The organism is Muriicola sp. Z0-33 (assembly GCF_026126425.1).
Classification (GTDB): Bacteria; Bacteroidota; Bacteroidia; order Flavobacteriales; family Flavobacteriaceae; genus JAFMPW01.
The window spans coordinates 564,631-577,431 of the sequence record NZ_JAFMPW010000001.1; the positions used below are offsets into that span (position 1 = coordinate 564,631).

Sequence of the window (12,801 nt, forward strand, 5' to 3'; positions counted from 1 at the left end):
AAGATTGGGTCTACAGTCTGGATTAATTCAACTCCCAAATCTTGTAATTGAGTAAGGTGGCAAAACTCACCCATAAAAAATAAGGAATCAGGAGAAAAGCAGAAGTAATACTAATAGCTCTGAAAGATTTTATGGTTCTCAGTATAAGAGCAAGTAAAACTAAAATCACCAGCATGGCCCAAAAAGGATTTTGTAACCCAAAGAAAGTGATACTCCACAACACATTAAAGATCAGTTGGAAACCAAAAAAATACAGGGCAACTTTAACGCCTTCTTTGTGCCATCCTTTTGCCCAGACCATACCTGCGGCCAGTCCCATTGTGAAATATAATATGCCCCATACCGGAGCAAAGATCCAATTGGGGGGATTAAAACTGGGTTTGTTTAGTGTGATGTACCAACTATCGACAGAGCTTTGAGTTGCAAAACTGGAAAGGAACCCCACAATAAGGCAAATAGCTATTGCAATCGAAATTTTGAGAATTTTATTTTTCACAATACGGTTGGCTTCGGACCCTAATTTATGAATTAATTTTAAGGGTGCCAGCGCAAAAAGTATGTAAAAACTATCTTTGCTAAAATTGTTAATTAATGACAGAAAACGACTTTGTTCCCAAGACACTATCTTCAGATGTGTCTGATGGCCTGGTAACATGGAAAGCACCTAGCAATATTGCCTTAGTGAAATATTGGGGAAAGTTACCAGATCAGATACCAGCAAATGCTTCGGTCAGTTTTACACTTCAGGTTTCGGCCACTACAACAACTCTGACCTACAGGAAACTGGAAAAAGAGAGTAAGGACTTTTCCTTCGATATATTTCTTGATGATAAACCGAAACCGGACTTCGCTCCAAAAATTCAGACATTTTTAAGCAGGATAGAGAAATACCTACCCTTCTTAAAAACATATCACCTGGAGATCAGAACAACCAACTCTTTTCCACACAGCAGTGGTATTGCTTCTTCAGCCAGTGGTATGGCCGCTCTGGCTCTCTGTCTTATGGAAATTGAAAAAGCAAAAAACCCCGAAATAACCAAGTTGTATTTTGATAGAAAAGCATCTTTTTTGGCCAGACTTGGTTCTGGCAGTGCCTGTAGAAGTATTGATGGTGAACTGGTACAATGGGGGAAACACAAAGGACTAAATTCTGGCACTGACCTTTACGGCATACCCTATCCACATAAAACACATCCTGTATTTACAGATTATCAGGATACTATTCTATTGGTCCACCAGGGACAAAAACAAGTGAGCAGCACTGTGGGCCACGCACTAATGGAAGGGCATATTTATGCGGACCAAAGGTTTCGCCAGGCGGCACATAACCTGGAACGGTTAAAACAAATATTTGAAGAAGGAGATTTAAAAAGTTTTATTGAAGTTGTGGAAAGTGAAGCTTTGACATTGCATGCAATGATGATGACGAGTATCCCGTATTTTGTGCTCATGAAACCTAATACACTAAGGATTATTGAACATATCTGGGAATTCAGAAAAAGAACCGGACTTCATCCTTGTTTTACTTTAGATGCGGGGGCAAATGTGCATCTTCTTTATCCTAATGAAGAGCGCAAAGAAATTTTAGCGTTTATAAAAGATGAGCTCCTTGATTTTTGTGAAGAGGGTAAATATATTGAGGATCAAATTGGTCAAGGTGCCACTAAATTAGCATAGTTTTAGGCGGTAAAGACTTAAAATGTATGTTAAAAGGGTCTATTAAGTGCATGTAAATAGGGCTAATCTGTATAATCTTCCTGCTTTGAAAGAAAAAGTTATAAATTTGCACTAAATTCTATGCTAGAATTGCAGCTATGAAAGGACCTCTGTTTTATTCTAAAATTTTACTTTTCGGAGAATACGGTATTATAAAAGATTCCAAAGGGCTATCAATACCCTATAATTTTTTTAAAGGAGCTTTAAAAACCGACGCCCAATTGAGCGATACAGCCAGGAAATCTAATGAAAGCCTGATCAGGTATGTTGCATACCTTGAACAGTTACAATTAGAATCACCCGAAATGATCAGCTTTGATTTGGACAGTTTAAAAAAAGATGTTGAGGCCGGCATGTATTTTGACAGCTCTATCCCTCAGGGATATGGCATTGGTAGTAGTGGAGCATTAGTAGCAGCTATATATGACAAATACGCTAATAATAAGATAACGGTTCTGGAAAACCTTACCAGGGAAAAACTATTAAAACTTAAATCTATTTTTGGGAAAATGGAATCTTTCTTCCATGGAAAGTCCTCTGGTCTTGACCCACTTAACAGTTATTTAAGTCTGCCTATTCTTATAAACTCTCAGGACAATATAGAATCTACCAGTTTACCTTCTCAGCATAAAGAGGGTAAAGGAGCTGTTTTCTTATTAGACAGCGGAACTACTGGCGAAACTGCGCCAATGGTTGAGATTTTTATGGATAAAATGAAGCACGAAGGATTTAGAAGTGTATTAAAAGACCAGTTCATTAAACATACAGATGCCTGTGTTGAGGATTTTATTAACGGAAACGTAAAATCTCTTTTTGGCCATCTTAAGCAACTATCACATGTAGTACTGGACCATTTTAAACCTATGATCCCAAAGGAATTCCATAGCTTATGGAAACAGGGAATTGAAAGCAATGACTACTATCTTAAATTATGTGGTTCTGGTGGTGGTGGATATATATTGGGCTTTACACAGGATATTGAAAAAGCCAAAAAGGCCTTAAATGGCTATAGTCTGGAAGTGGTCTACAACTTCTAACAGGAAAACCATGCTAAGCAGAAAGAACAAGCTCCTGCTTTTAAAATTTTTGAGTTTGTTTTCCATTGTAAGGGGGTATAATATATTAATGATTGCCCTGGCGCAGTATCTTGCCTCAATTTATATAATTGCTCCCAACTTGCCATTGCGAAAAGTAATTTTCGATATTAACCTTTTTCTACTTGTCCTGGCCTCTGCGCTCGTAATAGCTGCGGGATATATTATCAATAGTTTCTACGATTCCGAAAAGGACCTGATTAACAAACCACGTAAGAGTATGTTAGATAGGTTAGTGAGTCAACGAACTAAACTATCTGCCTATTTTGTATTGAACTTTCTATCGGTATTGCTAGCGAGCTATGTTTCTTTTCGGGCAGTTGTATTCTTCTCATCCTATATTTTTGGTATCTGGTTGTATTCGCATAAATTAAAGCGGATCCCTTTTGTTGGGAATATGGTTTCAGCCGTTCTGGCTATTGCTCCATTCTTTGCAGTTTTTGTCTACTATAAGAATTTCGAAACAGTAATTTTTGTTCATGCGATATTCTTATTCCTGCTGATTCTTGCCCGTGAATTCATTAAGGATATGGAAAATATGGCCGGAGATATGGCCCAGGGTTATAAGACAATACCCATCTTGTACGGGGTCCGTTTTTCAAAGATTTGCATTACTATTTTAATCCTGGTCACCCTGATACCGGGTGTTCTTCTTATTAGTAATTTTGACGTGGGCTATATGTATATTTACTTTATTTGCAGTATCGCATTGTTGATACTTTTTCTGCTATTGTTGTGGAAATCAACTTCTAAGAAGCACTTTGTATGGCTACATAATATCCTTAAATTCATTATAATTGTTGGTGTTTTCAGTATATTATTGATAGATATAGACCTTGTACTAAACAGAATACTATAATGCCCGATACCTTAAAAGTAGCTTTAGCTCAAATCTCCCCTGTATGGTTGAATAAGAAGGCCACGATCGAAAAAATTGAAGCGACTTTAATTGAGGCCTCTTCCCAGCAGGCAGAATTAGTAGTCTTTGGAGAAGCACTGTTGCCGGGCTATCCATTTTGGCTGGCGTATACTGATGGCGCTGCCTGGGACCTTCCTGTAAATAAAGAAATCCATGCCCATTATCTAAGAAATGCTGTGCAAATAGAAGAAGGAGATCTAAAAGGTATTTGTAAGGTTGCCAGGGAATGTAAAATGGCAGTTTATCTGGGTATAATTGAACGAGCAAAAGACAGAGGAGGACATAGTATATATTGTTCGCTGGTATATATCAATGGGGAAGGGGAAATTAAATCTGTACATCGAAAATTACAGCCTACTTACGATGAGCGCCTAAGTTGGGCTCCGGGTGATGGCAATGGACTGGTAGTACATCGGTTAAAAGATTTTACAGTTGGAGGGCTCAATTGCTGGGAGAATTGGATGCCATTGCCTCGTGCTACCCTATATGGACAGGGCGAAAACTTACATATCGCAGTATGGCCTGGAAACGAAAACAACACCAAAGATATTAGTCGTTTTATAGCCAGGGAATCCAGAAGCTATGTGATCTCGGTATCATCGCTAATGAGAAAAGATAATTTTCCATCAGACACCCCCCACCTGGAAGAAATACTAAAAAAAGCACCTGATGTTTTGGCCAATGGAGGGTCTTGTATCGCAGGTCCGGATGGGGAATGGATTCATCCTCCCTTACTACATAAGGAAGGTCTCATATATGCTGAACTCAACTTTAACCGTGTATTGGAAGAAAGACAAAATTTTGATCCGGCAGGGCATTATTCCCGTCCTGATGTCACAAAACTAATCGTGGACAGGACAAGACAATCTACCGTTGAGTTCAAAGATTAGCACTTGGTTAACCGGTATATTATGGTAAAAACCCTAATTTTGTCTCATGGGTAACATCAGAAAATGGCATAGCACATTATTTACTCTGGTATTGTTTCTATCGGTTAGCTGCTATGGGAGCACGGCTGGTTTTATAAAAATTGCTTCAACTAACAATGTTGAGTGGGTTATATCGGATAAACCCTTTTACCAAACCGGTAGTTACTACTTCAAAATTACCCTGGCTGCCTCCAAATACAATATTCCGGCAACTGGCCTGGACTTCAGTTCTTATAAATTTCTAAAACGCCAAGCTACACTGATTCGCACAAGTCAGAAAGTGCAAAGTAGCATCAGGGAAGGTATAAATAAACAAATACATACTCACATTCTAAGTCTGTCCCGCCGTCACAAAAGCAAAGATTATTACTTTACCCTTATAGGATAATCAGTATCTGATTGGTCTTCTCTGACCAATTTTTCAATTCAAACTAATTTATTAATAAAGCCGCTACTTATAGCGGTTAAAATGATTTGCACTATGGTGAAAATCAAAAGAATAATCAAACGAGTCTTCTTTGCACTTCTCGTATGCCTGGCCTGTATGGCCCCAATTCCCATAGTATTTCGAAGAAAGGACGATGCTCCTGAAGTATTAACCGAACAATTAGATGAACAGGATGAAGATGATCAGGAGTTAAAAGAACTATACTGAGTTTATGAATAAAGGATATATCTTTACCGAAATTTCAACTATGGGAAGATCGGACTATAAGAAAGACAAGAGGAATACGGGAAAGAATGAAAAACCTTATAGGAAAAAGGGTTTTTCCGGCCGAAACACGGCTCCTAAAAAAAGGACTCCTGCCAAAACTGCATCTGATTCGGGACTTACCCGTTTAAATAAATATGTAGCCAATTCAGGGGTTTGTTCCCGGAGAGATGCCGATGTATATATTGCGGCTGGGAATGTAAGTGTAAATGGCAAGATCATTACCGAGATGGGATTTAAGGTGAAGAAGGGCGATGTTGTTAAGTTTGATAACAGGACCCTGAATCCCGAAAAAAAGGAATATATACTCCTGAATAAACCCAAGAACTTTATCACTACTACAAGTGATGAGAAAGGCCGCCGCACTGTAATGGAACTCATTTCCAATGCGACAAAAGTCAGGTTGGTTCCGGTAGGCAGATTAGACAGGAATACCACCGGATTATTGCTATTTACAAATGACGGGGATTTGGCCAAAAAGCTCACACATCCCAAACACGGTGTCAGGAAAATTTATCATGTAGAGCTAAATAAAAACCTGAAACTAGCAGACCTTAAGCAGGTTAGGGACGGACTAACGCTTGAAGACGGAGAAGTGCAGGTAGATGAGGTTAGTTACATAGCAAATGCCCCAAAAAAGGAAGTTGGCATAGAGATACATAGTGGCAGAAACCGCATTGTACGTCGCATCTTTGAACACCTGGACTACGAGGTTATTAAACTAGACAGGGTTACTTTTGCGGGTCTTACTAAAAAGGATTTACCACGCGGGCACTGGAGGCCGCTTACTAAACAGGAAGTCATCAATTTGGGAATGATAAAATGAAAGGCCTAAGAAGGAGCCTGGAAGAAAAACCTTATCTGGTTGTATGGGCTTTTTCGATTATAATTCTTTGTGTTGGTCTGGTAGCTTTCTTAACTCCCGAGCAAACTTTCGATATTAACATCGAAGACACCTATTATGTAATCGCACTTCCAAATTTTCTAATTTTAGTCTTTCTATGGTTTGGTCTATGTGGCCTTGGGTATTATTTTTTGTACTTCTTTAAAATGAAGCCCATTTACTGGTTAACATTAATTCATTTAGTATTATCTATTCTAATGGCTATTCCTCTCTGCTTTCCCGATGGGTTTACAGGAGCAGATCCCGATCTAAGTGTTTCTTATTATCCTGAGGCCATTTACTTTGGAAAAAGGAATGGGGTTAGAAAATCTTCGTTGATGGTTCTGCTAAGCGTACAAATGCTTTATATAATCAATATTGCATCATCAGTACTAAGAAAAATCAGGTCATAAGAGGGCCGATTCCATCTTTTTTTTAATGTCTTCCAAACGCAGATTACCTATACTGCCTTCATGGGAATGCGCAATGTCTTTCTTTGGTTTAAAGGTCCCCGCTTCAATTTCCTGTCCCATTTTCTTATAGGCATCCCTGAATGGCATTCCACTTTGCACCAGTTCGTTTAAGGTGTCTACACTAAAGAGGTAATCGTACCTCGGATCTTCCAAAATAGCAGTATTTACTTTGACTTCTTTTAGACTAAAATGCATCATTTCCAAACAGGCTTTCATATCCTGAATGCCTGGAATAATTACGTCTTTAACCAGTTGTAGATCTCTGTGATAGCCACTTGGGAGGTTATTTATCATCATGGTAAGCTGATTTGGGATGGCCTGTATCTTATTACATTTGGCCCTGATAAGTTCAAAGACGTCCGGATTTTTTTTATGCGGCATTATACTGCTTCCTGTGGTCAGTGCGTCTGGGAAGCTGATAAAATCAAAGTTCTGACTCATATATAAACAAATATCCATAGCCAGTTTGGAAAGGGTAGCAGCTACCCCCGCCATGGAGAATGCGGTTGCTTTTTCTACTTTTCCTCGTCCCATTTGGGCGGCGACCACATTAAATTTCATGGTCTCGAAACCGAGTTCTTTTGTGGTATAGCTTCTATTAATCGGAAAAGAACTTCCGTAGCCCGCTGCGCTGCCTAAAGGGTTTTGATCGGCCATTTTATAAGCGGCATTAAGAAAATAAAGATCATCTACCAGACTTTCTGCATAAGCAGAAAACCATAGACCAAAAGAAGAAGGCATGGCTATTTGCAGATGGGTATAGCCAGGCAACAAGACCTCTTTGTGTTTTTCCGCCAGTTGCATCAAAACATCGAACAGGTCTTTAATCTGCGATTTCATTTCAACAATAGCATCTTTAAGATACAATTGCATGGCTACCAATACCTGATCATTTCTGGAACGTGCCGTATGGATTTTTTTGCCTGTATCTCCGAGTTTTTCCGTCAAAAGATATTCTATCTTGGAATGCATATCCTCAAAACTATCTTCAATTATAAATTTGCCCTCAGCTATAATTTTAGCAATATTGTCTAACTCTCCTACCAGTTCATTTACTTCCTTTGTGTTGAGTAGCCCAATTTCTCCGAGCATCTTAGCATGAGCCCTTGAGGCAATTACATCATACTTGGCAAGAATCAGATCTAGTTCCCTGTCATTACCTACAGTAAAGAGATCTATTTTTTTATCAGTATTAAATCCTTTATCCCAGAGTTTCATTTTTGTCGGTATTAGAGCTTAAATTTTTCATTTATAACTTATTTCCTAAGAGAGGAATCCTTTTAATATTTTAATATAGATGTCTATTCCATCTTCTACCTCCTCTACGTATATAAATTCGTCTGCCGAATGTGAACGGGTGCTGTCCCCAGGGCCTATTTTTAGGGATTGACAACTTAAGGCAGCCTGATCTGAAAGCGTTGGCGAACCATAGGTTTTTCTTCCAAGGGCTATCCCGGACTGCACCAAAAGATGATCTTTAGCTATTGCAGAAGAATTTAATCTTAATGATCTTGCGGTTAATTTGCACGGGGCTTCCTTTGAGAGCAGGTCTGCAATTTCTTTATTGCTATAACAATCGTTAACACGAACATCTATAACCAGATCTACCTTGGCTGGTACCACATTATGTTGGCTCCCCGCACTAATTTGTGTTACCGTCAATTTTACAGCGCCAAGGACCTCGGAATGCTTCTCAAATGTATAGTTCTTAAACCATTCTAATACCTCAATAGTATTATAAATGGCATTGTCGTTATTGGGGTGGGCTGCATGAGATGGAGTACCTGCTACTTCTGCATCAAAAATCACCAGGCCTTTTTCTGCTATGGCCAAATCCATCAGGGTGGGTTCCCCAACTATGGCCACATCTATATGAGGGATTATTTTGAGCATACTATTTAGGCCGTTTGGTCCGGAAGTTTCTTCTTCGGCAGAAGCCACCAGAACAATATTATGATTCAGATCTTTCTCCGCATAAAAATGGGTGAAGGTTGCAATTAAGGATACCAGGGCACCTCCTGCATCATTACTTCCCAGACCGTACAACTTACCATCTTCAATGTGCGGAAGAAATGGATCTTTGGTATACGCAGAATTTGGCTTAACCGTATCGTGGTGAGAGTTCAGCAACAGTGTCGGCTTGGCAGCATCAAAATACTTATTGAAAACATAAACGTTGTTTTTCTCCCTCTTGAAAGGAATGTCAAAACTTTTGAACCAATCCTCAATGGCATTGGCTGTTTTGTCCTCTTCTGAGGAAAAAGAAGGGGTTGAGATCAACTTTTTTAAGAGATCCAATGCCTTTGATTTTAATAATTCTATATCTTTTATCATAGCGTTATTGTAGTAAATAGATTTGAGTCGGGTGTCAACATATTTATATCTCCTATACAAACCCGACTTACATTTTTTCTAAGGGCGTGAAAACAGTTGTGTAACTTGGGAAGCATGCCGTCTGCAATGACTCCATTTTTTAACAGCTGCTCATATAAATTGGAATCTATATGTTTTATTACAGAATCCTCTTCGGTTATTTCTTTTAAAACTCCTTTCTTCTCGAAGCAGTAATAAAGGGTGGTTTCAAATATATCACTCATCCCGATGGCTACTTCAGAGGCGATGGTATCTGCATTGGTGTTTAATAATTGCCCTTTTTCATCATGCGTAAGGGCGCAGAATACCGGGGTAAGTCCTGCCATGAGCAGATCATTAATCACCTGGCTATTAATATTGTCTATATCACCTGCATAGCCATAATCTATTTCTTTAACGGGTCGTTTATGAGCCTGAATACAATTGCCATCAGCACCACTTAATCCAATTGCGTTACAGCCCCTGGCTTGCAATTGGGCAACAATATTTTTATTCACTAGTCCGGCATAGACCATAACCACCACTTCAAGACTTTGGTCATCTGTTATTCTCCTGCCGTTAGACATTCGAGCCTTTATTCCTAATTTTTCTCCTATTTGAGTGGCTTTTTTACCCCCTCCATGCACCAGGATTTTTGGTCCCTCCATTTTAGAGAACAGTTCTACAAATCTGGAGAGCTGGTCCGGGTGCTCTATAACGTTGCCGCCTATTTTTACTATGGAAAGTTTTTCGTTCACGATGGCAGTTTAGCTTAATAAATATTGAAATTATCTTCAAGTAACTTCTTTAAGACCAGTTGTGCCGCAAAGGTTCTGTTATTAGATTGTTCTATTACCAGAGACTGTATGCTGTCTAGTACTGCATCGTCGGCTACAACATTTCTTCTCACTGGCAGGCAATGCATAAATTTTGCTACACCTAATTTATTGGCCGTCATCTTCCAGGAATTGTTTTGTGATAATACCTCCCCGTATTTCGAATAACTGCTCCAGTTTTTTACATATACAAAATCTGCATCGATTAGTGCTTTTGACTGGTCGTGCTCTATGGGAATACCTTCAGTTAATCCAGGATTTAATTCGTAACCTTCTGGGTGGCTGATCACAAATTCGGCGTCTAACTTCTTCATCATAGTAACAAAGGAATTTGCAACCGCATGTGGAAGCGCCTTGGGATGGGGGGCCCATGATAATACAACTTTTGGTTTTGGCTTATCCGAATGCTCGGAGATGGTTATAGCATCGGCCAATGCCTGTAACGGATGACTCAATGAGCTTTCAAGATTGACGATGGGGATACTGGCAAATTTTTCAAAACCGTTTATTACATGCTCAGCTTCATCTTTTTCCTTGTTTTTTAAGCCTGCAAAGGCCCTTATTCCGAGGATATCTGCATATTGAGAAACCACTTTAGCCGCCTCTTTAATATGTTCGGCAGCACCCCGGTCCATAACTACCCCATCTCCGTATTCCAATATCCATCCCTCGCTGCTGAAATTCATGACCATTACGTTCATACCCAAATGCTGTGCAGCTTTTTGAGTACTAAGTCTGGTCCGCAGACTGTTGTTAAAAAAAAGCAATACAAGAGTTTTATTTCTACCCAAATGCTGGTCCTGAAAGGGATTTAACTTAAGTTTCCTGGCCTCCGAAACCCAGTTTTCCAGAGTATCAATGTCGTTTACGGTAAGGTAGTGCTTCATGATAATTCGTTTTGCAAAGCGTCAAAGAAAATATCTAAATGTGCTTTGGTAATGTTCAATGCAGGGAGTACTCTTAGAATATGAGGATCCTTTGCTCCCCCTGTGAAAAGGAATTGATTGTGTATTAATCTTTTTCTGAGTTCGGCAATTTTAAAGTCAAATTCCAGTCCTAACATCAGGCCTTTGCCCTTAACCCTTTTTACCTGAGGAATTTCAGCTGCTCTTTCACTAAAATATGCTCCAAGATTTCTGGCATTTGCGATCAGGTCTTCTTTTTCTAATACTTCCAGTACCGCCATGGTGGCAGCACATGCCAGATGATTTCCGCCAAAGGTAGTTCCTAACATCCCGTAAGAAGCTTTAATTTTGTTATCTATCAAAATACCACCTACTGGAAAACCATTACCCATGCCTTTGGCGATGCTTATAATATCCGGACGTATTCCGTGATGTTGAAAAGCAAAGAACTTACCGCTTCTGCCAAATCCTGACTGTACTTCGTCTGCAATGAGGACAACGCCATTTTGTTGACACTCTTTTGAAATTTCCTCAAAAAATGAGGTGGTGGGTTCATCTAATCCCCCAACACCCTGAATAGTTTCAATAATAACGGCACATACATCGCCCTTAGCAATTTCTTCTTTAAAACGGGACAATTCATTTAAAGGTAAAAAAGTCACCTCTTGCTGTTTGTTTAAAGGGGCATTTATTTTTTCATTATCCGTAGTGGCAACAGCGGCTGAGGTTCTTCCATGAAAGCTATTATTAAATGCAATCACTCGGGATTTGCCAGTTTGGAAAGAGGCCAATTTCAGGGCATTTTCATTGGCTTCTGCTCCGGAGTTACACATAAATAAGTTGTAGTCTTCACAATCTGACATTTTGCCTAATGTAACTGCTAGTTGGGATTGGAGAGGATTTTGAACGGAATTGCTGTAAAACCCAATTTTATCCAGTTGCTCCTTTAACCGCTTAACATAATGTGGGTGAGCATGCCCTATAGAAATTACAGCGTGCCCCCCGTAGAAATCCAGATACTCTTTTCCCTGACTATCTGTTACAACTATACCTTTTGCTGCAACCGGAGTCACATCATAAAGTGGATATACGTCAAAAAGCTCCATAGACCATTTTTTATACCTTGATTGTCTTCTGTAATTGTTCTTTACACAGGGCAATCATGGGATTAATTGTTGTTAATTTTGAACTCACTAATTTTTTCAAAGGATGCAACTATCCCTCGTATCAATGAAGAGCTCAGGCCCTGATGTTCCATCTCATTTAACCCTTGAATAGTGCAGCCCATAGGGGTAGTTACCTTATCAATCTCTTCTTCAGGGTGGTTGCCCGAAGCTATTAAAAGCCCGGCTGCTCCATCGCATGTATGCACCGCTAATTCCTGGGCCTCTTTTGCATCGAAGCCCAATTGAATGGCCCCCTGAGTGGTGGCTCGTATCAAGCGCATCCAGAAGGCTATACCACTGGCACAAATAACAGTGGCGGCTTGCATTTGCTCTTCAGGTATTTCCAGAGAATGCCCCATTCTGTTAAAAATGGCCTTGGCAAGGTCTATTCTCTTTTTGCCAGCTTCGTTTGTGCATAGACACGTCATTGATTTGCCTACCGAAATTGCCGTGTTAGGCATACTTCTGATGATAAATTTATCTTTCCCAAGTATAGACTCCATCCTGGCGATACTGAATCCGGTAATTGTGGATATCACCACATGCTTTTCAGTAAGCAAATGTTTAATATCTTCAAGAATATTGGCAAAATGCCCCGGTTGTACCGCAAAAATTAATACATCAGATTGTTTAACAGCCTCCTCGTTATCTGAGGAGACAGTTAAATTTCCATATTTTTCAAAATCTTTGATGCTATCAATGTTTCGTTTAGTCAGGTACATTGTGGTAGCGCCATTACTATGCAAAATTCCTTTTGCTATCGACAACCCCAAATTTCCTGCTCCTATTATTGCTATTTTCATTGCTTTGATAATT

General features: G+C 39.5%; 15 protein-coding genes. 8 read left to right on the plus strand and 7 right to left on the minus strand.

Annotated features, from left to right (window positions below):
• Window positions 1-22: 22 nt before the first annotated feature.
• A complete protein-coding gene (locus tag J1G40_RS02450) occupies window positions 23-496 on the minus strand; it encodes a TspO/MBR family protein (RefSeq protein WP_265240690.1) in 474 nt (157 codons plus the stop codon).
• A gap of 95 nt (window positions 497-591) precedes the next feature.
• Here J1G40_RS02450 and J1G40_RS02455 point away from each other — a divergent pair, with 95 nt between their 5' ends.
• From J1G40_RS02455 to J1G40_RS02490, 8 genes are all read left to right on the plus strand, one after another.
• Window positions 592-1,677, plus strand: a complete 1,086-nt coding sequence (locus J1G40_RS02455) for a diphosphomevalonate/mevalonate 3,5-bisphosphate decarboxylase family protein (RefSeq protein ID WP_265240691.1) — start codon at window positions 592-594, stop codon at window positions 1,675-1,677.
• Window positions 1,678-1,814: 137 nt separating this feature from the next.
• Entirely contained in the window at window positions 1,815-2,753 is a 939-nt protein-coding gene (locus tag J1G40_RS02460; protein WP_265240692.1) for a mevalonate kinase, read from the plus strand.
• A 10-nt stretch (window positions 2,754-2,763) separates the two neighbouring features.
• Window positions 2,764-3,669 (plus strand): geranylgeranylglycerol-phosphate geranylgeranyltransferase, encoded by a 906-nt coding sequence (locus tag J1G40_RS02465; RefSeq protein WP_265240831.1) that lies wholly within the window; start codon window positions 2,764-2,766, stop codon window positions 3,667-3,669.
• Window positions 3,669-4,619, plus strand: a complete 951-nt coding sequence (locus J1G40_RS02470; RefSeq protein ID WP_265240693.1) for a carbon-nitrogen hydrolase family protein — start codon at window positions 3,669-3,671, stop codon at window positions 4,617-4,619. The genes J1G40_RS02465 and J1G40_RS02470 overlap by 1 nt, the downstream gene beginning before the upstream one ends.
• Window positions 4,620-4,665: 46 nt before the next feature.
• Window positions 4,666-5,046 carry a hypothetical protein gene (locus tag J1G40_RS02475; protein ID WP_265240694.1) on the plus strand — a complete coding sequence of 127 codons (381 nt, stop codon included), beginning with the start codon at window positions 4,666-4,668 and terminating at the stop codon, window positions 5,044-5,046.
• Window positions 5,047-5,139: 93 nt separating this feature from the next.
• Window positions 5,140-5,313 (plus strand): hypothetical protein, encoded by a 174-nt coding sequence (locus J1G40_RS02480; RefSeq protein ID WP_265240695.1) that lies wholly within the window; start codon window positions 5,140-5,142, stop codon window positions 5,311-5,313.
• A 4-nt stretch (window positions 5,314-5,317) separates the two neighbouring features.
• Complete coding sequence (locus J1G40_RS02485) at window positions 5,318-6,196, plus strand: pseudouridine synthase (RefSeq protein WP_414855655.1); 879 nt, start codon at window positions 5,318-5,320, stop codon at window positions 6,194-6,196.
• Window positions 6,193-6,666: a hypothetical protein gene (locus J1G40_RS02490; protein ID WP_265240696.1), complete on the plus strand. Its 474-nt coding sequence runs from the start codon at window positions 6,193-6,195 to the stop codon at window positions 6,664-6,666. The genes J1G40_RS02485 and J1G40_RS02490 overlap by 4 nt, the downstream gene beginning before the upstream one ends.
• On the opposite strand, the gene argH is transcribed toward J1G40_RS02490, so the two are convergent.
• The 6 genes from argH to proC form a co-directional block, all read right to left on the minus strand.
• On the minus strand, window positions 6,661-7,944 hold the full coding sequence (argH, locus tag J1G40_RS02495) for an argininosuccinate lyase (RefSeq protein WP_265240697.1): 1,284 nt from the start codon (window positions 7,942-7,944) through the stop codon (window positions 6,661-6,663). The genes J1G40_RS02490 and argH overlap by 6 nt on opposite strands.
• Window positions 7,945-7,989: 45 nt before the next feature.
• Window positions 7,990-9,060 (minus strand): M20 family metallo-hydrolase, encoded by a 1,071-nt coding sequence (locus J1G40_RS02500; protein ID WP_265240698.1) that lies wholly within the window; start codon window positions 9,058-9,060, stop codon window positions 7,990-7,992.
• Entirely contained in the window at window positions 9,057-9,836 is a 780-nt protein-coding gene (argB, locus tag J1G40_RS02505; RefSeq protein WP_265240699.1) for an acetylglutamate kinase, read from the minus strand. Before argB ends, J1G40_RS02500 begins: the two co-directional genes overlap by 4 nt.
• A 14-nt stretch (window positions 9,837-9,850) precedes the next feature.
• Entirely contained in the window at window positions 9,851-10,801 is a 951-nt protein-coding gene (locus J1G40_RS02510) for an acetylornithine carbamoyltransferase (protein WP_265240700.1), read from the minus strand.
• A complete protein-coding gene (locus tag J1G40_RS02515) occupies window positions 10,798-11,925 on the minus strand; it encodes an aspartate aminotransferase family protein (RefSeq protein WP_265240701.1) in 1,128 nt (375 codons plus the stop codon). Before J1G40_RS02515 ends, J1G40_RS02510 begins: the two co-directional genes overlap by 4 nt.
• A 62-nt stretch (window positions 11,926-11,987) precedes the next feature.
• Window positions 11,988-12,788, minus strand: a complete 801-nt coding sequence (gene proC, locus J1G40_RS02520) for a pyrroline-5-carboxylate reductase (RefSeq protein WP_265240702.1) — start codon at window positions 12,786-12,788, stop codon at window positions 11,988-11,990.
• Window positions 12,789-12,801 lie beyond the last annotated feature (13 nt).

Coding starts and splice junctions, on each gene's coding strand:
- J1G40_RS02455 (WP_265240691.1), top strand. CDS start 592: ATGACAGAAAACGACTTTGTTCCCAAGACACTATCTTCAGATGTGTCT.
- J1G40_RS02460 (WP_265240692.1), top strand. CDS start 1,815: ATGAAAGGACCTCTGTTTTATTCTAAAATTTTACTTTTCGGAGAATAC.
- J1G40_RS02465 (WP_265240831.1), top strand. CDS start 2,764: ATGCTAAGCAGAAAGAACAAGCTCCTGCTTTTAAAATTTTTGAGTTTG.
- J1G40_RS02470 (WP_265240693.1), top strand. CDS start 3,669: ATGCCCGATACCTTAAAAGTAGCTTTAGCTCAAATCTCCCCTGTATGG.
- J1G40_RS02475 (WP_265240694.1), top strand. CDS start 4,666: ATGGGTAACATCAGAAAATGGCATAGCACATTATTTACTCTGGTATTG.
- J1G40_RS02480 (WP_265240695.1), top strand. CDS start 5,140: ATGGTGAAAATCAAAAGAATAATCAAACGAGTCTTCTTTGCACTTCTC.
- J1G40_RS02485 (WP_414855655.1), top strand. CDS start 5,318: ATGAATAAAGGATATATCTTTACCGAAATTTCAACTATGGGAAGATCG.
- J1G40_RS02490 (WP_265240696.1), top strand. CDS start 6,193: ATGAAAGGCCTAAGAAGGAGCCTGGAAGAAAAACCTTATCTGGTTGTA.
- argH (WP_265240697.1), bottom strand. CDS start 7,944: ATGAAACTCTGGGATAAAGGATTTAATACTGATAAAAAAATAGATCTC.
- J1G40_RS02500 (WP_265240698.1), bottom strand. CDS start 9,060: ATGATAAAAGATATAGAATTATTAAAATCAAAGGCATTGGATCTCTTA.
- J1G40_RS02510 (WP_265240700.1), bottom strand. CDS start 10,801: ATGAAGCACTACCTTACCGTAAACGACATTGATACTCTGGAAAACTGG.
- J1G40_RS02515 (WP_265240701.1), bottom strand. CDS start 11,925: ATGGAGCTTTTTGACGTATATCCACTTTATGATGTGACTCCGGTTGCA.
- proC (WP_265240702.1), bottom strand. CDS start 12,788: ATGAAAATAGCAATAATAGGAGCAGGAAATTTGGGGTTGTCGATAGCA.